Annotated in this window: 21 protein-coding genes; 18 read left to right on the forward strand and 3 right to left on the reverse strand. The window is 64.4% G+C overall.

Features of this window, described 5'->3' with window-relative positions:
* Positions 1–40 precede the first annotated feature (40 nt).
* The 3 genes from J3489_RS18115 to J3489_RS18125 all read left to right on the forward strand — a co-directional run bounded on the left by J3489_RS18115 (position 41) and on the right by J3489_RS18125 (position 1,508).
* Complete coding sequence (locus J3489_RS18115) at positions 41–298, forward strand: hypothetical protein (RefSeq protein WP_207000257.1); 258 nt, start codon at positions 41–43, stop codon at positions 296–298.
* A 153-nt stretch (positions 299–451) separates the two neighbouring features.
* Positions 452–1,105 carry a protein-L-isoaspartate O-methyltransferase family protein gene (locus J3489_RS18120; RefSeq protein ID WP_207000259.1) on the forward strand — a complete coding sequence of 218 codons (654 nt, stop codon included), beginning with the start codon at positions 452–454 and terminating at the stop codon, positions 1,103–1,105.
* Positions 1,106–1,184: 79 nt separating this feature from the next.
* Positions 1,185–1,508 (forward strand): rhodanese-like domain-containing protein, encoded by a 324-nt coding sequence (locus tag J3489_RS18125; protein WP_207000261.1) that lies wholly within the window; start codon positions 1,185–1,187, stop codon positions 1,506–1,508.
* 24 nt (positions 1,509–1,532) lie between these two features.
* Here the strand turns inward: J3489_RS18125 and aptA are convergent, their stop codons facing one another.
* Positions 1,533–2,867: an omega-aminotransferase AptA gene (gene aptA / locus J3489_RS18130; RefSeq protein WP_207000262.1), complete on the reverse strand. Its 1,335-nt coding sequence runs from the start codon at positions 2,865–2,867 to the stop codon at positions 1,533–1,535.
* 388 nt (positions 2,868–3,255) lie between these two features.
* Here aptA and urtA point away from each other — a divergent pair, with 388 nt between their 5' ends.
* The 15 genes from urtA to ureG all read left to right on the forward strand — a co-directional run bounded on the left by urtA (position 3,256) and on the right by ureG (position 15,989).
* Positions 3,256–4,548, forward strand: a complete 1,293-nt coding sequence (urtA, locus tag J3489_RS18135; RefSeq protein ID WP_207000264.1) for an urea ABC transporter substrate-binding protein — start codon at positions 3,256–3,258, stop codon at positions 4,546–4,548.
* A 130-nt stretch (positions 4,549–4,678) separates the two neighbouring features.
* The gene (gene urtB, locus J3489_RS18140; protein WP_207000266.1) at positions 4,679–6,313 is read left to right on the forward strand and encodes an urea ABC transporter permease subunit UrtB; all 1,635 of its coding nucleotides are present in this window, start codon (positions 4,679–4,681) and stop codon (positions 6,311–6,313) included.
* 85 nt (positions 6,314–6,398) lie between these two features.
* Positions 6,399–7,586 (forward strand): urea ABC transporter permease subunit UrtC, encoded by a 1,188-nt coding sequence (urtC, locus tag J3489_RS18145; RefSeq protein ID WP_207000268.1) that lies wholly within the window; start codon positions 6,399–6,401, stop codon positions 7,584–7,586.
* The gene (gene urtD, locus J3489_RS18150; protein ID WP_207000270.1) at positions 7,583–8,455 is read left to right on the forward strand and encodes an urea ABC transporter ATP-binding protein UrtD; all 873 of its coding nucleotides are present in this window, start codon (positions 7,583–7,585) and stop codon (positions 8,453–8,455) included. Before urtC ends, urtD begins: the two co-directional genes overlap by 4 nt.
* A gap of 25 nt (positions 8,456–8,480) precedes the next feature.
* Complete coding sequence (gene urtE / locus J3489_RS18155; RefSeq protein WP_207000272.1) at positions 8,481–9,173, forward strand: urea ABC transporter ATP-binding subunit UrtE; 693 nt, start codon at positions 8,481–8,483, stop codon at positions 9,171–9,173.
* A 129-nt stretch (positions 9,174–9,302) separates the two neighbouring features.
* Positions 9,303–9,635 (forward strand): hypothetical protein, encoded by a 333-nt coding sequence (locus J3489_RS38580; protein ID WP_309491392.1) that lies wholly within the window; start codon positions 9,303–9,305, stop codon positions 9,633–9,635.
* Positions 9,571–9,882: an RNase A-like domain-containing protein gene (locus tag J3489_RS38585; RefSeq protein ID WP_309491387.1), complete on the forward strand. Its 312-nt coding sequence runs from the start codon at positions 9,571–9,573 to the stop codon at positions 9,880–9,882. The genes J3489_RS38580 and J3489_RS38585 overlap by 65 nt, the downstream gene beginning before the upstream one ends.
* A gap of 7 nt (positions 9,883–9,889) precedes the next feature.
* Positions 9,890–10,183, forward strand: coding sequence for a contact-dependent growth inhibition system immunity protein (locus tag J3489_RS18165; protein WP_207000273.1), 294 nt, complete (start codon positions 9,890–9,892; stop codon positions 10,181–10,183).
* Between the two features lie 124 nt (positions 10,184–10,307).
* Positions 10,308–11,186, forward strand: a complete 879-nt coding sequence (locus J3489_RS18170) for an urease accessory protein UreD (RefSeq protein WP_207000274.1) — start codon at positions 10,308–10,310, stop codon at positions 11,184–11,186.
* Between the two features lie 313 nt (positions 11,187–11,499).
* Entirely contained in the window at positions 11,500–11,802 is a 303-nt protein-coding gene (gene ureA / locus J3489_RS18175) for an urease subunit gamma (RefSeq protein WP_207000275.1), read from the forward strand.
* Positions 11,803–11,812: 10 nt separating this feature from the next.
* Complete coding sequence (locus J3489_RS18180; RefSeq protein ID WP_207000286.1) at positions 11,813–12,118, forward strand: urease subunit beta; 306 nt, start codon at positions 11,813–11,815, stop codon at positions 12,116–12,118.
* A 22-nt stretch (positions 12,119–12,140) separates the two neighbouring features.
* The gene (gene ureC, locus J3489_RS18185) at positions 12,141–13,847 is read left to right on the forward strand and encodes an urease subunit alpha (protein WP_207000287.1); all 1,707 of its coding nucleotides are present in this window, start codon (positions 12,141–12,143) and stop codon (positions 13,845–13,847) included.
* A gap of 22 nt (positions 13,848–13,869) precedes the next feature.
* On the forward strand, positions 13,870–14,526 hold the full coding sequence (gene ureE, locus J3489_RS18190) for an urease accessory protein UreE (RefSeq protein ID WP_207000289.1): 657 nt from the start codon (positions 13,870–13,872) through the stop codon (positions 14,524–14,526).
* On the forward strand, positions 14,513–15,193 hold the full coding sequence (locus tag J3489_RS18195; RefSeq protein WP_207000561.1) for an urease accessory protein UreF: 681 nt from the start codon (positions 14,513–14,515) through the stop codon (positions 15,191–15,193). Before ureE ends, J3489_RS18195 begins: the two co-directional genes overlap by 14 nt.
* Before the next feature lie 142 nt (positions 15,194–15,335).
* Positions 15,336–15,989, forward strand: a complete 654-nt coding sequence (ureG, locus tag J3489_RS18200) for an urease accessory protein UreG (RefSeq protein WP_207000291.1) — start codon at positions 15,336–15,338, stop codon at positions 15,987–15,989.
* A gap of 31 nt (positions 15,990–16,020) precedes the next feature.
* Here the strand turns inward: ureG and J3489_RS38590 are convergent, their stop codons facing one another.
* Together J3489_RS38590 and J3489_RS18210 are read right to left on the reverse strand one after the other, a co-directional pair.
* Positions 16,021–17,244 carry a type II toxin-antitoxin system HipA family toxin gene (locus J3489_RS38590; RefSeq protein ID WP_207000293.1) on the reverse strand — a complete coding sequence of 408 codons (1,224 nt, stop codon included), beginning with the start codon at positions 17,242–17,244 and terminating at the stop codon, positions 16,021–16,023.
* Positions 17,241–17,549 (reverse strand): helix-turn-helix domain-containing protein, encoded by a 309-nt coding sequence (locus J3489_RS18210; protein WP_207000295.1) that lies wholly within the window; start codon positions 17,547–17,549, stop codon positions 17,241–17,243. Before J3489_RS18210 ends, J3489_RS38590 begins: the two co-directional genes overlap by 4 nt.
* Positions 17,550–17,630 lie beyond the last annotated feature (81 nt).

The following is a 17,630-nucleotide window of genomic DNA, read 5'->3' on the forward strand; positions in this document are numbered from 1 at the left end:
GTAAAGTAGGCGTCTTTTCCCGGATCGAACAGGCAACATCATGCGCGGCACCAAGGCCATCTATGCGGTCGAGCGGCTCAAGACCCGCAGCGGCAACGCTCTCTATGCGGCCGTCAGCATGCCGGGCGGGCTCTTCTATCTCGTCGACAAAACCGGCGGCGGCAACCAGAAACTCTGCGAACCGTTGCCGCTCGAGGAATTCGTCGCGTTCGTCGATGCCCAGGTGCCGGCCAAGCCGCGCAAGGCCAGCAAGCTCGACGTCGCGTTCGAGGAGCAGATCAAGAAAAGCCGGAGTTGAGCGCGCAACGCGTTCGCGCACGGCGGCCGCCCAAACGCCCCGCGGCCATGTCCGGCAAAGGGATCGATCTGCAGCCGGTTTGGTACAATTCCGCAGTAACCCTCAGACCGTCTGGTTCCGTTCGGACCACCTTACTCGCCTGAAAATCGCGCCATGAACATCGAACAAGCCCGTTTCAACATGATCGAACAGCAAATTCGCCCCTGGGACGTGCTGGACCAGGACGTGCTGAATCTGCTCGCGATCGTCAAGCGTGAGAACTTCGTCCCCGCCGCTTACCGCAACATCGCCTTCGCCGACCTCGAAGTGCCGCTGCCGCGCGGCGAGCACATGCTGGCGCCGCGCGTCGAAGCGCGCATCCTGCAGGAGCTGGCGGTGAAGAAGCACGAAACCATTCTTGAAATCGGCGCCGGCTCGGGCTACATGGCGGCGCTGCTCGCGCATCGCGGCCAGCACGTGCTGACGGTCGAAATCGAGCCGGAACTCGCCGAACTCGCGAAGCAGAACCTGGCGGCCAACGGCGTGACGAATGCCGAAGTCGCGCTCGGCGACGCATCGCGCGGCTGGCCTGCCGCTGCCCCGTGCGACGTGATCTGCGTGTCGGGCGGCCTGCCGGTGTTGCCGCAGGACATCCTCGAGCAACTGAAGATCGGCGGCCGGCTTGCCGCGTTCGTCGGCACGGCGCCGGTGATGAAGGCGCAGATCATCACGCGCATCGACGACAAGCAATTCCGCGTCGCCGACGTGTTCGAAACCTATGTCGAGCCGCTCGTGAACGCCGTGCAGCCGCCGCGCTTCAAGTTCTGATCGTCATCGCTCATCGGCCGCGCTTGCGGCCGATTTCGCTTCATCGTCTTTCTGGTCTTTCGATTTCACCGAGCCCGAGATGCAAAACCTGACCGCCTCCGCCCTCGCCGAATGGCTTGCCGATACTTCGCGCCCCGCGCCCGTGCTGCTCGACGTGCGCGAGCCGTGGGAAGTCGAGACGGCGAAGATCGCGGGGAGCGTGCTCATTCCGATGCGCGAGATCCCGGCTCGCAGCGAAGAACTCGACGACGAAGCGCAAATCGTCTGCGTTTGCCATCACGGCGCGCGCAGCGCGAACGTCGCGATGTTCCTCGAAGGGCGCGGGTTCAAGCAGGTGTTCAATCTGCAAGGCGGGATCGACGCCTGGTCCAAGCAAGTCGACCCGTCGGTGCCGACGTATTGATCCCTCCGCGCCCCATCCCGGGCGCTACTCCGTCTCCCTCAACACCTGCGCGACGGTCGTGAAGATTTCGTCGATCTGCTGCTCGTCGACGATGAGCGGCGGCGAAAACGCCAGAATGTCCCCCGTGTAGCGCGTAAGCACGCCTTTCTGGAAGCACTTGACGAACGCCTCGTACGCGCGCGCGCCCGGCGCCCCGTCGCGCGGCTTGAGTTCGACGCCGCCCACGAGACCCAGATTGCGCACGTCGATCACGTGCGGTTCGCCGCGCAGCTTGTGAATCGCCGTCTCGAAGACCGGCGACATCCGCGCCGCGCGTTCGAACAACTGCTCGCGTTCATATAGATCGATGGTTGCGCAGGCCGCCGCGGTCGCGATCGGATGGCCCGAGTACGTATAGCCGTGGAAGAGCTCGATGCCGGCCGGCGCTCCGTTGACGATCGAATCGTGAATCGCGTGGCTCGCGGCAACGGCGCCGAGCGGCGCCGCGGCGTTGTTCGTGCCTTTCGCCATCGTCAGCAAGTCCGGCGTCACGTTGAAGTACTGCGCGGCAAAAGGCGCGCCGAGCCGCCCCCAGCCGGTGATCACCTCGTCGAAAATCAACAGGATGCCGTGCTTGTCGCAGATTTCGCGCAGGCGCTGCAAGTAGCCTTGCGGCGGAATCAGCACGCCCGTCGAGCCCGCGACCGGTTCGACGATGACCGCCGCAATCGTCGACGCATCGTGCAGCGTGACGAGGCGCTCCAGTTCGTCGGCGAGATGCGCGCCCCACGCCGGCTGCCCCTTCGAAAACGCCGCTTCCTTGATGTTCAGCGTGTGCGGCAGGTGATCGACGGAAGGCAGCAAGCCGCCCGAATACGCCTTGCGGTTCGGCGCAATGCCGCCGACCGAGATGCCGCCGAAGCCGACGCCGTGATAGCCGCGCTCGCGTCCGATAAAGCGCGTGCGCTGGCCTTCGCCGCGCGAACGGTGATACGCGAGCGCGATCTTCAGCGCGGTATCGACTGCTTCCGATCCTGAGTTCGTGAAGAAGATGTGCTTGAGATCGCCCGGCGTGTGCTTCGCGATCTTCGTCGCGGCTTCGAACGCCTTCGGGTGTCCCATCTGGAAGGTCGGTGCAAAGTCCATTTCCTCGGCTTGCGCCCGCACGGCGGCCACGATCTCGTCGCGGCAATGGCCCGCGTTCACGCACCAGAGGCCCGCGGTGCCGTCGAGAATGCGGCGGCCGTCGTAGGACGTGTAGTACATCCCCTTCGCCCCCGACAACAGCCGCGGCGCGCTCTTGAACTGACGGTTCGCCGTGAAAGGCATCCAGAACGCCGACAGATCGAGCGAACCGCTGTTCGCTTCACGCTGATTCATGTGTCGCTCCTTATTGATCTCATTTCGAGCCGGCCCGGTCCGCCCGAAGGAAGTCCCCTTGGGGGGCGGCCGGGTTTCTAGTCTAGGCACGCAACGCCCCATGCACAACCGCGCGGCACGCGTGCACCGCAAAAGCCATCGGCGCAAAACGCCGCGCTTCGTTACGGCGCAAGGTGCACCGCAGCGAGGCGCCACATCGCGCGCCGCACCAACATCGTCCGCCGTCACGCGCCGCCGCTTGACGTCGAACCGCGCCGTTACAAGCGAAGCCAGCAACGCTTCGCATGGCACGGTCTTTGCAGTAATCCACCGGCTATTCGTGCGGCAGCACAGCATTCGCGCGTACTCACAAACATAACGTTCACCATCCTACGGCAAGGGGAATTACATGAAACGTCGCAGTCTGTTGAAGCTCGGTTCGATGTCCGGCGCGCTCGCGCTGGCGGGGCAAAGTCCGTTTGCACGTGCGCAGTCGGGGCCGATCAAGGTCGGCATCCTCCATTCGCTGTCGGGCACGATGGCGATTTCCGAAACCTCGCTGAAAGACACCGCGTTGATGACGATCGCCGAAATCAACGCGAGCGGCGGCGTGATGGGCCGCAAGATCGAGCCGGTCGTCGTCGACCCCGCATCGAACTGGCCGCTCTTCGCCGAAAAGGCCCGCCAGTTGCTCACGCAGGACAAAGTGGCGTGCGTGTTCGGCTGCTGGACTTCGGTGTCGCGCAAATCGGTGCTGCCGGTGTTCGAGGAGCTGAATGGCCTGCTGTTCTACCCCGTGCAATACGAAGGCGAAGAAATGTCGCGCAACGTGTTCTACACGGGCGCGGCCCCCAACCAGCAAGCGATCCCCGCAACCGAATATCTGATGAGCGCCGAAGGCGGCGGCGCGAAGCGCTTCTTCCTGCTCGGCACCGACTATGTGTATCCGCGCACCACGAACAAGATCCTGCGCGCGTTCCTGAATTCGAAAGGCGTGCAGGAGACCGACATTCAAGAGGTCTACACGCCGTTCGGCCACAGCGATTACCAAACCATCGTCGCGAACATCAAGACCTTCGCGCAAGGCGGCAAGACCTGCGTGATCTCGACCGTCAACGGCGATTCGAACGTGCCGTTCTACAAGGAGCTCGGCAATCAGGGGCTGAAGGCGGCCGATGTTCCCGTCGTCGCGTTCTCGGTCGGCGAAGAGGAGCTGCGCGGCATCGATACGAAGCCGCTCGTCGGCAACCTCGCTGCCTGGAATTACTTCATGTCGCTGCGCAATCCGACCAACGACAAGTTCAAGAAGCAATGGGCCGCCTGGGTCGCCTCGCAGAACCTGCCCGGCGGCACGAAGCGCGTGACCAACGATCCGATGGAAGCGACCTATGTCGGCATCCATATGTGGAAGCAGGCGGTCGAGAAAGCGAAAAGCACGGACGTCGACAAAGTGCGCGTCGCGATGATCGGCCAGAAGTTCGCGGCGCCCTCGGGCTTCACGCTCGACATGGACGGCAACCACCATCTGCACAAGCCGGTGATGATCGGCGAAGTGCGTGCGGACGGTCAGTTCAACGTGGTGTGGCGGACCAAGACCACGGTTCGCGCGCAGCCGTGGAGCCCCTTTATCGCGGGCAACGAGGGCAAGCCCGATGTCGTGAGTTCGATTCCGGCGTTCCTGCGGCGCTCGCGCGTCGCGTAGCCGTTGTCTCGCCTATGAGCGCGGCGCGGCGGCAAATCGCCGAGCGCGCGCGCAAACGGGTTGCGCGCGCAACGGCTTTGAACGGCCATTGCTGCCGCCGTGCCGGGTCCGACTCAATGCAAAGGTCATCATGGCGTCTTCCCTTTTTAGCTCTATCCGCCGACGCGTCGCGCTCGCGGCGCTCGCAACGGCGGGCTTCCTGCCGCTCGCCGCATTCGCGCTGACGACGGCCGATGTCGCCCCGCTCGCGGGCGACGACTTCGACGCGAAGTCCGCCGCCATCGACAAGCTGATCGCGAACCACGACGCACCGTCGCTCGCGCTGTTGAATGCGCTTTCCGACGACAATGCGCTCGCAACCGACGCGAGCGAAGTGCTGATTCAAGACAACGACACGGCGCGCGATGCCGTGACGGGCAAGACCGTGGCGGCCAAGGTCGCGTCGAGCGCGCAGCCGGTCACGCTGAACAATCTGCTGCGCTCGAAAGTGTCGGGCGCGCTGTCGGGCCTGCAGCTCGATTCACCCGATCCCGAGACGCGCCGCGCCGCGATCGGCGCCTTGCTGAAGAATCCCGATCCGGCGATGAAGCCGATGATCGACCGCGCCCGCGCCAAGGAAACCGATCCGCAGTTGAAGAGGCGCCTCGACACGCTGTGGGCGATGACGGCGCTGTCGGACAAAGACCCGGCGAAGCGCCTGGAGGCCGCGCAGCTCGTCGCCGCGCGTCACGATCTCGACATGTTCGAGCTGCTGCGTCCGCTCGTCGCGAAGCAACCGGATGGCACGTTCGCCGAAAGCGACCCGCGCGTGCGCGCCGCCGCGCAGCAAGGCATCGACGCGCTAGACGCGATACAGCGCCGCAGCGAAATCGCGGGCACGGTGTTCGCCGGGCTGTCGCTCGGCAGCGTGCTGCTGCTCGCAGCGCTCGGGCTCGCGATCACGTACGGCCTCATCGGCGTCATCAACATGGCGCACGGCGAGTTCCTGATGATCGGCGCGTACGCAACTTATGTCGTGCAGAACCTCGTACAGCGCTTCGCGCCCGGCGCGTTCGACTGGTATCCGTTGATCGCCGTGCCGGTGTCGTTCGTCGCGGCGGCCGCGGTCGGCATCGTGCTCGAACGGCTCGTGCTGAAACACCTGTACGGACGACCGCTCGAAACGCTGCTGACGACGTTCGGCGTGAGCCTGATCCTGATTCAAGCGACGCGCACGCTCTTCGGTGCGCAGAACGTCCAAGTCGAAAACCCCTCGTGGATGAGCGGCGGCGTCACCGTCATGCAGAACCTGATCCTGCCGTACAACCGGCTGGTGATCCTCGCGTTCTCGCTCGTCGTCGTGCTGATCGCGTGGACGGTGCTGACTAAAACGCGCCTCGGCCTGTTCGTGCGCGCCGTCACGCAGAACCGCCGGATGGCCGCGTGCGTCGGCGTCAAGACCGCGCTCGTCGATTCGTACGCGTTCGCCTTCGGCGCAGGCATCGCGGGCTTGGGCGGCTGCGCGCTGTCGCAGATCGGCAATGTCGGCCCCGATCTCGGCCAGAACTACATCATCGATTCGTTCATGGCGGTCGTGCTGGGCGGCGTCGGACAGCTCGCGGGCACGGTGATCGGCGGCTTCGGGCTCGGGCTCGTCAGCAAGACCATCGAGCCGTTCTGGGGCGCGGTGCTCGCGAAGATCGCGGTGCTCGTGCTGATCGTGCTCTTCATCCAGAAGCGTCCGCAAGGCATGTTCGCCTTGAAGGGCCGCAGCGCGGAGGCATGAGATGGTACAGCCCCCACGCTCACTTCGTTCGCTGCCCCCCCAGGGGGCGCCTCAGCACGCTTGGAGCGGCCCGGCGCGTGCTGAGATGACATCGGCCACCCCGTCCGTCGACACCCGCGGCGCGCCGGGCGCGGCGCCGCCGTCCGAACGCGACGCGTTCAAGGACCTCGCGCTCGGCCTGCCGCCGCGTCCCGCGCTGCTCTCGCGCGGCGCCTGGCTCGCGCTCATTGCGCTGATCGTCGTGGTCGGCATCGGCGTGCCGGTGGGCGCGCTCGTGCTGCCGCAATCGAGTGCGTTTCATTTGTCGGCGTATGCCCTGACGCTCGCCGGCAAGCTGACGTGCTACGCGATCGCGGCGCTCGCGCTCGATCTCGTCTGGGGCTACTGCGGGATTCTGAGCCTCGGGCATGGGCTCTTCTTTGCGCTCGGCGGCTACGCGATCGGGATGTACCTGATGCGCGCGATCGGCCACGACGGCAAGTACGGCAGCGACTTGCCCGACTTCATGGTGTTTCTCGACTGGCATGGGTTGCCATGGTATTGGCACGGCACGCAGCATGTCGCGTACGCGCTTCTGCTCGTCGTGCTCGTGCCTGCCGCCGTCGCGTGGGTGTTCGGCTTCTTCACGTTCCGCTCGCGCGTGAAGGGCGTGTATTTCTCGATCATCACGCAAGCGCTGACGTTCGCCGCGATGCTGCTCTTCTACCGCAACGAGACCGGCTTCGGCGGCAACAACGGCTTCACCGATTTCAAGCGCATCGCCGGCTTCCCGATTACGCATCCGGGCACGCGCACCGTGCTGTTTCTGATCACGTTCGCCGTGCTCGTGCTGTCGTTTCTCGCGGCGCGCGCGATCGTCACGTCGAAGCTCGGCCGCGTCGTCACCGCCGTGCGCGACGGCGAAGCACGCCTGATGTTCCTCGGCTACAGCCCGCTTTCGTACAAGCTTTTCGTGTGGACCGTATCGGCCGTGCTGTGCGGCATCGCGGGCGCGCTCTACGTGCCGCAGGTCGGCATCATCAACCCGAGCGAGATGTCGCCGGGCAATTCGATCGAGATGGCGATCTGGGTGGCCGTCGGCGGGCGCGGCACGCTGATCGGTCCGATCATCGGCGCTTTCGCTGTGAACGGCGCGAAGAGCTTCTTCACGGCGCACTTCGCCGAGTATTGGCTGTTCTTTCTCGGCGCGATCTTCATGCTGGTACCGCTGTTGCTGCCTAACGGGATCATGGGACTGATCGACATGGCGATGAAGCGGAGCAAGCCGCAATGAACGAGAACCCGATGGTCCCCGCGATGCTTCCTGATTCCACGGCCGTCGAAGACGACGGCCATGCGCTGAGCGGCGTCGCCTCGATGGGCCACGCGGTCACGCCCGACGAGATCGACACCTCGCACGGCACGATCCTCTATCTCGACGACGTGACCGTCAGCTTCGACGGTTTCCGTGCGTTGAACGCGCTGTCGCTGACGATCGACTCGGGCGAATTGCGCTGCGTGATCGGCCCGAACGGCGCGGGCAAGACGACGATGATGGACGTCATCACCGGCAAGACCGCGCCCGATGCAGGCAAGGTGTTCCTCGGCCAGTCGATCGACCTCACCCGCATGAGCGAGCCGGGAATCGCCCGCGCCGGCATCGGCCGCAAGTTCCAGAAGCCGACCGTGTTCGAGAATCATCCCGTGTGGGAGAACCTCGAACTCGCGATGAAGACGGATAAAGGCTGGTGGGCCTCGCTGCGCGCGCGCCTCGACGGCGCTGCGCAAGCGCGCATCGAAGCGACGCTCGAGCTGATCCGCCTGGAGGACGTTGCGCGCCGGCTGGCGGGCGAGCTGTCGCACGGACAGAAGCAGCGGCTCGAAATCGGCATGCTGCTCATGCAGCAGCCGGCTTTGCTTCTGCTCGACGAGCCGGCCGCCGGCATGACCGACCACGAGACGATGGAGCTTGCCGAGCTCTTGAACAAGCTGCGCGGAACGTGCTCGATGATGGTCGTCGAGCACGACATGGAGTTCGTCGCGGCACTCGCGGGCGAAACCGGACGCGTCACCGTCATGGCCGAAGGCCGCGTGCTCGCGCACGGCACGCTCGACGAAGTGAAGCGCGACGAGGCAGTGATCGAGTCGTATCTCGGCCGCTGACGCACGCGATGGAAGGGAACACACGATGCTCAAAGTAGAAACGCTGAACCAGTACTACGGCGGCAGCCACATCCTGAGGAACGTTGCGCTCGAAGTGCCCGAAGGCAAGCTGACGGTCCTGCTCGGCCGCAACGGCGTGGGCAAGACCACCCTCCTGCGCTGCCTGATGGGCGTCGTGCACGCCGAGCGAGGCTCGATCTCGTGGCGCGGCAAGCCGCTCGAAAAGCTGCCGCCTTATGCGCGCGTGGCCGAAGGGCTCGCCTACGTGCCGCAAGGACGCGACATTTTCCCGCGTCTTACCGTCGAGGAAAACCTGCTGATCGGCGCGGCGAGCCGCAAGGCGCCCTCGAAGATTCCCGAGCACATCTACACGCTCTTTCCGGTCCTGAAGGAGATGCGTGCGCGCCGCGGCGGCGATCTTTCGGGCGGCCAGCAGCAGCAGCTCGCAATCGGCCGCGCGCTAATGAGCGAGCCGCAGCTCCTGATTCTCGACGAGCCGACCGAAGGCATCCAGCCGTCGATCATTCAGGAAATCGGCCGCACGCTGCGGCGTCTCGTCGACGAGATGGGGATGACGGTGCTGCTCGTCGAACAGTATTACGATTTCGCGCGAGCGATCGCGGACCGCTACTGGGTGATGAGCCGCGGCGAGATCATCGCGGGCGGCGCGGGCGCCGAGATGGAGGCAAACGGCGTGCGGGAGCTGATCGCGGTGTGAAATCGGACGCTGCAATGGCAGACGCAATCAAGCGGCCCGGTCAGTGAAGCGGGTGAAGCCGCGTCATCTCTGGACGCGCGCAAACACCGTCTACGGTCGGGCGTACTCTGTGTGATGCCGGAACCGACGATGCTCAGCAAGGCAGGATGTATCGTATTCGGTGTACATGGCTCGGATACGGCAGCAGCGGGGATTCGCCAAGTCTGGACGGGGCGGGATACTGCAACCCTGGTTCAGCAGGGCACGACCAAGCTGGCCGAGGTAATGAAGGCACCGCCGGAGACGGCGAACAATATCGGTTTGTCGGTGGATATCGGCGTGTCGTTTGGCGTTGCGGGGATGGCGAAGGCGATACGTGTCGCCAGCGTCACGATGGGCCGGATCAGTTTGAGCCGGCATGAGGCGAGAGCAGCTAACCCTCGCCTTGGCGTCGGATCTGAAAGTGGCATCATCCTTTGTTGATATTAGCAATGCAGAATGGGCTATTTCTAAGGTGACACGAAGTAATGCCGGGAGAATCAAAGCATGGGCGCAATCTTCACCAGGCAATTTTCTTATATTGAGCGAAGACCTTGGACGGGTGGTTGGGTATGGAGTCGTTAGGCAAACCGGCAAAGCGGTTCCTCTGAGTAAGGTTCGCATAGTAATGAAATTCGAGCGCTACAACGGAATGCCCTATTACATTCTTACATCATACGTAACCAAATGAGGATAGTATGAGAAGAGAGGAGTCTTATCCAAATCTTTGCCTGTTTTTTGATGGATATCTCAATCAAGATTATCGTTATTTGGATGCAACCGTTAATGGCGTTATCGAGATTTACAAAAAAAGCATTACGCCGTCCATGCGGAGGTCGGTAATTTTAGAAATCGACGATTTCAAGAATAATTATTCCAGCAATTTGGACGATGCGTTTGAGGATGCTTTTGGGCAGGAGATTTCGATTGAGAAAATGGGATTTACTGCGTCATCATTTCTTGATGAGCTAAAAAAGCTACTGCAGGACTAGGCTGATGCGCGCTGCTATGTTCACGGGTGGCGTGGCATGGCATCATGCGCGAAGCGAAGCGAACGCGGTCTTGTTCCCACTGCTATTTCCGGCAGCTTGACTGCGTTCGCGCCCCTCGCCCCCCATGTCTCTTTGCGAACCTCATACTACGCTCGCCCGCCTCGCTGCCGCGCCAGACGAATGGCGAGCCAAACTCGAACTGCGCTTTGAAAGGCACGGCACGCGCACGACGCTCGCGCATCGTCTGCATGACGGTCCGCTGCGCATTCAGCGGCCGTTGTATCCCGAAGGCGAAGCGATCTGTCACGCCGTCATCGTTCATCCGCCGGGCGGCGTGGCAGGCGGCGACCGGCTCTCGATCGACATCGCGCTCGGCGACGACACGCACGCCGTGCTGACGACACCCGGCGCAACCAAGTGGTACAAGTCGAACGGGCGCGCGGCCACGCAGCGCATTCGCATCGATGTCGGCCCCAACGCGAAGCTCGACTGGCTGCCGCAGAACAACCTCGTCTTCGATCACGCGGACGCGTCGCTCGATTTCTCGTTGACGCTCGCCGCGGGCGCAACCGCGCTCGGCTGGGACGCGACGCAGCTCGGCCGGCAGGCGGCAGGCGAGCGCTGGTCGGCGGGCAGGCTGGCGAGCGTGGCGAAAATCACCGGGCCGTCAGGCCAACTGCTGTGGCTCGAGCGCGCACAGCTCGACGCGGCGGATCTCCTGCGCGACGCGCCCCAAGGCCTCGCCGGTTTTCCGGCGTACGGCACGCTGTGGGCCGTCAGCCCCGCCTGCACCGACGCGCTGGCCGAATCGTCGAGCGCGCAACTGCCTTTCGGCGGCACGCAGCGCGCGGGCGTGTCGTGCGTGACGCCGGGCGTGATGCTCGTGCGCGTCGTCGCGCGTTCGATGGAGGCGCTGCAGCACACGCTGACACAGTGCTGGCTGCAATTGAGGCCCATCGTGCATGGCGTCGAAGCCGCACCATTGCGGCTCTGGACCACCTGACAATCGTTGCGCACGCACCAATAGCAGGATTTTGCCGGTGCCGTTACGCGCCATGACGGTGCGGCGCGTCTCTCGCAGGACTGCGGAATCGAGCCGATTCGCCGAAACCGCTCGTATGGCATGCCCTTTGCTCCGTTAGCGGCTCTTCGCGCCGCCCGCGAAGAAATGACTCGGCGCGCCACTGCCTTCGGACCTATAAAGCTTATAAGCCGCGCGGTCACAATCTCGATAGCGTGGTGCTACGATAGCCTCACGACAAAAAAATAGGCCGCTGTACTAACTAATTATTACGTTCCCACTTTCTCACCCTTTCATGAAGCTGACACCCAGAGAGAAAGACAAGCTCCTGATCTTCACCGCGGCGCTGCTCGCCGAGCGCCGCCGCGCACGCGGCCTGAAGCTCAACTATCCGGAGACGGTGGCATACATTTCGGCGGCGCTGATGGAAGCCGCGCGTGACGGCAAGACGGTCGCCGAAGTGATGCACTACGGCACGACGCTGCTCACGCGCGACGACGTGATGGAAGGCGTGCCGGAGATGATTCCCGACATCCAGGTCGAAGCGACGTTTCCGGACGGCACGAAGCTTGTCACCGTTCACCACCCGATTCCGTGAAGGAGCACGCATGACCCCCGGCGAAATCCTCACCGACGACGGCGAACACGAACTGAACGCAGGCCGCGCGACCGTCACGCTGACCGTCGCGAATACGGGCGACCGTCCCGTGCAGATCGGCTCGCACTACCACTTCTACGAAGTGAACGACGCACTCGCCTTCGATCGCGAGCAAGCGCGCGGCTTTCGGCTGAACATTGCGGCGGGCACCGCCGTGCGCTTCGAGCCGGGCCAGGAGCGCACCGTCGAGCTGGTCGCACTCGCGGGCAACCGTGTCGTCTATGGATTCAACGGCAAGGTAATGGGGCCGCTGTAACACTTTTTCTGGACGTTCCACCATGACACTACGCATCGGCCGCCGCGCTTACGCGGAGATGTTCGGCCCCACGACCGGCGACCGCATCCGGCTCGCCGACACCGAGCTGCTGATCGAAATCGAGCGCGACTACACCGTCTACGGCGAAGAAGTGAAATTCGGCGGCGGCAAGGTGATCCGCGACGGCATGGGCCAGTCGCAGCGCCTTGCGGCCGACGTCGCCGACACCGTCGTCACGAACGCCGTGATCCTCGATCACTGGGGCATCGTGAAGGCCGATATCGGCCTCAAGAACGGCCGCATCTGGGCGATCGGCAAGGCAGGCAACCCCGACATCCAGCCGGACGTGACGATCGCGATCGGCGCGTCGACGGAAGTGATCGCGGGCGAAGGCCTGATCGTGACGGCGGGCGGCATCGATACGCACATCCACTTCATCGCGCCGCAGCAGATCGAGGAAGCGCTGGCTTCCGGCGTGACGACGATGATCGGCGGCGGCACCGGGCCCGCGACGGGCACCAATGCGACGACCTGCACGCCGGGCCCGTGGCACCTGGAGCGCATGCTGCAAGCCGCCGACGGCTGGCCGATCAACATCGGCTTGACCGGCAAGGGCAATGAGAGCCTGCCCGAACCGCTGATCGAGCAGATCGCAGCGGGCGCGATCGGCCTGAAGCTGCACGAAGACTGGGGCTCCACGCCCGCCGCGATCGACAACTGCCTCTCGGTGGCCGACGACACCGACACGCAAGTCGCGATCCACACCGATACGCTGAACGAAGCGGGCTTCGTCGAGGCGACGGTCGCCGCGTTCAAGGGCCGCACGATCCACACGTACCACACCGAAGGCGCGGGCGGCGGCCACGCGCCGGACATCATCAAGGTCTGCGGCGAAGCGAACGTGCTGCCGTCGTCGACGAATCCGACGCGGCCCTACACCGTCAACACGCTCGACGAGCACCTCGACATGCTGATGGTGTGCCACCACCTCGACCCGTCGATCGCCGAAGACCTCGCGTTCGCCGAATCGCGCATCCGCCGCGAGACCATCGCGGCCGAAGACATCCTGCACGACTTCGGCGCGCTGTCGATGCTGTCGTCGGATTCGCAGGCGATGGGGCGCGTGGGGGAAGTGATCATCCGCACGTGGCAGACCGCGCACAAGATGAAGGTGCAGCGCGGCGCGCTGCCGCAAGACAACGCGCGCCACGACAACTTCCGCGCGAAACGCTACGTCGCGAAGTACACGATCAATCCGGCGATCACGCACGGCATCGCGCACGAAGTCGGCTCGATCGAAGTCGGCAAGTGGGCGGACATCGTGTTTTGGGAACCGGCGTTCTTCGGCATCAAGCCGACGCTGATCCTGAAGGGCGGCATGATCGCGATGGCGCAAATGGGCGACCCGAACGGCTCGATTCCGACGCCGCAGCCCGTCCACTATCGCGAGATGTTCGCGACGCGCGCGGGCGCGCTCGCGCGCACGTCGCTCACGTTCGTCTCGCAGATGGCCGCCGACGCGGGCATCGCCGAACGCTATGGGCTCACGAAGCGCCTCGTGCCGGTGCGCAATTGCCGCAACGTCACGAAGGCCGACATGATCCACAACGCCTGGCAGCCGTCGATCAGCGTCGATCCGGAGACGTATCAGGTGATCGCCGACGGCCAGTTGCTCACGTGCGAACCGGCCAAGGTGCTGCCGATGGCGCAGCGTTATTTCTTGTTCTGAGATGTAGCCGGCACATACCGACATGCGCACGATCGACAAACGCATCGCCCCCAACGTCAAGCTCGCAGCCGCGCTGATCGCGCGTGCGCCGACGCTCACGCTCACCTTCGACGCGCGCTGCAAGAGCCGGCTCGCCGCGACGCTAGATAGCGGCGAGGAAGTCGCTGTCGTGCTGCCGCGCGGCACCGTGCTCGCGGACGGCGACCTGGTCGTCGCCGACGATGGCGCGCTCGTGCGCGTCGTCGCCGCGGCGGAAGACGTCTTGCTCGTGCGCGCGCCCGACCGCCTGACGCTCACGCGCGCCGCGTACCACCTCGGCAATCGCCACACGCCGGTGGAAATCGGCGTCGACTATCTGAAGCTCGAAGCCGACCCGGTCCTCGAAGACATGCTCAAGCGCCTCGGGGCAAGCGTCGAAAAAAGCGCGCTGCCGTTCCAGCCTGAAACCGGTGCCTATGGCGGCGGCCATCGACATGGCCACGACGAGACGTTCGCCGAAGACTACGCGCTGGCACAGCAGGTGTTCGACGAGCATCACGGGCATGACCACGGCGATTTGCAGGGTCAGCACGAACAGCACGATCACGCGCACGGCCGCGCGCATTCGCACGAGCATGACCATGACCGCGACGATGGCGATCACGCTCATGGGCACGCCCACGGCCATGCGCGTCGCTGAGCTCACGGCGCTCCTGCACCTTGCATCGCCTGCGCTGCCGATCGGCGCGTTCAGCTACTCGCAAGGCCTCGAAGCGGCGATCGAAGCGCAACTGATCACCGATGCCGACAGCGCGCGCGACTGGATCGCAAGCGGCCTCGTCAACGTGCTCGCGCGCGGCGAACTGCCGTTTCTCGCGCATCAGATCGAACGCTGGCGCCAGCACGATGCCGTCGCGCTGGCTGAAGCCGATGCCGAGTTTCTGGCGAGCCGCGAGTCCGCGGAACTGCGCCGCGAGACCGAGCAGATGGGCTGGTCGCTCAAGCAGCTGTGCGTGTCGCTCGAATGGGGCGACGAGGCGCGGCGCGCGACGCTCGCCGCGCTGACGCCGCTCGCGCAGCCGACCGCTTTCGCATTCGCCGCCCTCGCCCACGACGCCGCCACCGACGCCGCGCTCGCCGCCTACGCCTTCAGCTGGGTCGAGAACCAGACCGCCGCGGCGTTGAAAGCGGTGCCGCTCGGCCAGCTCGCGGGGCAGCGCATCATCGTCGCGCTGCGCGTTGCCATCGACGACGCCGTCGCGCGCGCGTTGCAAACGCCGCCCGCACGGATCAACACCTTTGCGCCGCAGCTCGGCATTCTGTCGGCGCGCCACGAGTCGCAATATTCGCGGCTCTTTCGCTCCTAAGGGGAGCCATCATGAACCACCCCCACGCTCACATTCGTTCGCCGTCGACCGGAGTTGGCGCTTTAGCGCTTACTCCGGTCCCATGCAAAGCTCCCCCCGAGGGGGCTGTTGCCTCCCTTGGGGCGGCCCAGCGGGAGACAACATGAACGCACCTGCACCTACTGCTTCCTCCGCTCGCCGCACCAAGAAACTGCCGCCGCTGCGCGTGGGCGTCGGCGGCCCGGTCGGCTCCGGCAAGACGACGCTGCTCGAAATGCTCTGCAAGGCGATGCGCGACACCTACGACCTGGTCGCGATCACCAACGACATCTACACGAAGGAAGACCAGCGCCTCCTGACCGTGGCGGGCGCGCTGCCGGCCGAGCGCATCATGGGCGTCGAGACGGGCGGCTGCCCGCATACGGCGATCCGCGAGGATGCCTCGATCAACCTCGAAGCCGTCGACCGCATGCTCGCGCGCTTTCCCGATGCGGACATCGTCTTCATCGAATCGGGCGGCGACAATCTGGCGGCGACGTTCAGCCCGGAGCTGTCGGACCTGACGATCTACGTGATCGACGTGGCGGGCGGCGAGAAGATTCCGCGCAAGGGCGGACCGGGGATCACGAAGTCGGACTTGCTCGTCATCAACAAGACGGACCTGGCGCCGCTCGTCGGCGCGAACCTCGACGTGATGGCGTCCGACGCAAAGAAGATGCGCGGCGAGCGGCCATTCGTGATGTGCAATCTGAAGGCGCTCGACGGGCTGAAGAACGTGATCGCGTTTATCGAGAAGAAGGGGTTGTTGAGGGTGTAGCAAGGTTCGGCAATACTGGCCGCGCCCGGCTCTACCGCATCCGTGCGCGGTTCGCTTCGACCTTGCGCTCGATCAGGTCGAGCGTGTCCGGCAGGATCGGCAGGGGCTGCGCAAAGCTCCGAAGCTGGCCCGCGACGCTGGCAATGCGCTCGATCACCTGCTTCGCGTCGCGTTCGGCGATCCCTGTCATTCCCGCCAACTGCAGCAAATGCTGGCGTGCAGGCGCACGTGCCTCGCCGCAAATGTCCATTTGATGCTCTCCGCCCGGCCCTTCGTCGAAGGTCAAATCGTAGGCCGGCGAAAACTGCCAGCGTCCGTCCGCGCCCAGCAGGAATGAGAAGTTCTTCGCGTGATCGTCCCGGTTATTGAAGATCACGTTGAACACGCATCGCTCGAACGCTTGCAGCACTTCGCGCGCATCGCGCGTCATGAATTGCGTGAGCCTCAGCAGAGCGACATAGTCGACCTGCGGCACCCGGAAATCCACATGCATCGCGCCGGCGGCCGTATGCATCGGCACGCGCAAGCCGTTTGACCGATCGAACCGTTCGATGCCGAAGGCCGAGAGCCCGGCTCCCAAGTCGAAGTAAGCCGTCGCCGGCATGCGAATCTCGCACGCGGCAGCCAGCGCGCCGTACATGGCCTCCACTGCGCACACTTCCCCGTGCTCGTGCTGGGCCGGGAACTTGACGAGCCAAGGCGCGCCGGCACCCTGCTCCGTATTCGAGATGCGGCTCGTCTGCCTCTCGAAGTTGACCAGCACCTTCGGACGCGCGCCGTGCGGCGAGCCGCCCATGAGCGCAAGCTCGCGCAATAGCGCCTCGCTGCCATCGGTCATCACTTGACGCACTTCATTGGCCAATTCGAGCAACTGGACATCGGCCGGTACGAGCCGATGGCCATCGGCCGGCTCGAAAACAAGCGCGCCCATCGCCTTGTCGCCGATAAACGCAAGCCGGTCGAGCGGGGAGATCAGACCGGGCTCACGCCCCTCCTTGCGGAACAGCCGATCCATCAGCGACATGCCCCAACCGTCTGGAAGTGCATCGCTCACCACCCCCGGCAAGCGAAGCTGGTGAGCCGGAAACGCCCCATACGTGCGCCCGGCGAGCGGCAGTTTGAGCGGCGACAGTTCGAGCCCGCGCTGTAGCGCGTGAGCCGAGTATTCGAACAGAAGATCGCTGCCGTCATCGGCGAGCTGGCCGAGCACGAAGCGCTCGCCCCATCCGGCGTACACCACGCTGATCTTTTTCACGGGCTCTTCCTCGAGGCTCGCTCACGCGTCACGCTTGCCTGCTCCATCTCTTTGATGGTTTTCGGCTTCAGTTCAAAGAGCGATGACAGGTTCGCCGCCAAACCGAGGCTCGCCGTCACGCGCAGGAACGTGTCGAGCGTGCCTCGGCCGGTACGCTCGAGATTGCGCAACGCGCGTTCGGATATCCCGGCGCGCGCGGCAAGCTCGCTTTGCTGAAAATTTTGCGTAAGACGGTGCACCCGCAAGCGACGGCCGAGCTCACTTGCGATTTCGTCCGCCGAAGCCAGATCAAACGATAGTTTCATGCCGGTTAACCGCCGAAAATTGATTTAACCGTGCATATTTTACCCCTTAACCTAAAGCGAGCAAAGATTAACAACTGGAAC

It is taken from the genome of Trinickia mobilis (assembly GCF_017315705.1).
In the GTDB taxonomy this organism is placed as follows: Bacteria; Pseudomonadota; Gammaproteobacteria; order Burkholderiales; family Burkholderiaceae; genus Trinickia_A; species Trinickia_A mobilis.

Coding starts and splice junctions, on each gene's coding strand:
- J3489_RS18120 (WP_207000259.1), top strand. CDS start 452: ATGAACATCGAACAAGCCCGTTTCAACATGATCGAACAGCAAATTCGC.
- aptA (WP_207000262.1), bottom strand. CDS start 2,867: ATGAATCAGCGTGAAGCGAACAGCGGTTCGCTCGATCTGTCGGCGTTC.
- urtD (WP_207000270.1), top strand. CDS start 7,583: ATGAACGAGAACCCGATGGTCCCCGCGATGCTTCCTGATTCCACGGCC.
- urtB (WP_207000266.1), top strand. CDS start 4,679: ATGGCGTCTTCCCTTTTTAGCTCTATCCGCCGACGCGTCGCGCTCGCG.
- J3489_RS18170 (WP_207000274.1), top strand. CDS start 10,308: ATGTCTCTTTGCGAACCTCATACTACGCTCGCCCGCCTCGCTGCCGCG.
- J3489_RS18195 (WP_207000561.1), top strand. CDS start 14,513: ATGCGCGTCGCTGAGCTCACGGCGCTCCTGCACCTTGCATCGCCTGCG.
- urtA (WP_207000264.1), top strand. CDS start 3,256: ATGAAACGTCGCAGTCTGTTGAAGCTCGGTTCGATGTCCGGCGCGCTC.
- J3489_RS38585 (WP_309491387.1), top strand. CDS start 9,571: ATGAGGCGAGAGCAGCTAACCCTCGCCTTGGCGTCGGATCTGAAAGTG.
- ureC (WP_207000287.1), top strand. CDS start 12,141: ATGACACTACGCATCGGCCGCCGCGCTTACGCGGAGATGTTCGGCCCC.
- J3489_RS18180 (WP_207000286.1), top strand. CDS start 11,813: ATGACCCCCGGCGAAATCCTCACCGACGACGGCGAACACGAACTGAAC.
- urtE (WP_207000272.1), top strand. CDS start 8,481: ATGCTCAAAGTAGAAACGCTGAACCAGTACTACGGCGGCAGCCACATC.
- J3489_RS18210 (WP_207000295.1), bottom strand. CDS start 17,549: ATGAAACTATCGTTTGATCTGGCTTCGGCGGACGAAATCGCAAGTGAG.
- ureA (WP_207000275.1), top strand. CDS start 11,500: ATGAAGCTGACACCCAGAGAGAAAGACAAGCTCCTGATCTTCACCGCG.
- J3489_RS18115 (WP_207000257.1), top strand. CDS start 41: ATGCGCGGCACCAAGGCCATCTATGCGGTCGAGCGGCTCAAGACCCGC.
- J3489_RS18165 (WP_207000273.1), top strand. CDS start 9,890: ATGAGAAGAGAGGAGTCTTATCCAAATCTTTGCCTGTTTTTTGATGGA.
- urtC (WP_207000268.1), top strand. CDS start 6,399: ATGACATCGGCCACCCCGTCCGTCGACACCCGCGGCGCGCCGGGCGCG.
- J3489_RS18125 (WP_207000261.1), top strand. CDS start 1,185: ATGCAAAACCTGACCGCCTCCGCCCTCGCCGAATGGCTTGCCGATACT.
- ureG (WP_207000291.1), top strand. CDS start 15,336: ATGAACGCACCTGCACCTACTGCTTCCTCCGCTCGCCGCACCAAGAAA.
- J3489_RS38580 (WP_309491392.1), top strand. CDS start 9,303: ATGCTCAGCAAGGCAGGATGTATCGTATTCGGTGTACATGGCTCGGAT.
- ureE (WP_207000289.1), top strand. CDS start 13,870: ATGCGCACGATCGACAAACGCATCGCCCCCAACGTCAAGCTCGCAGCC.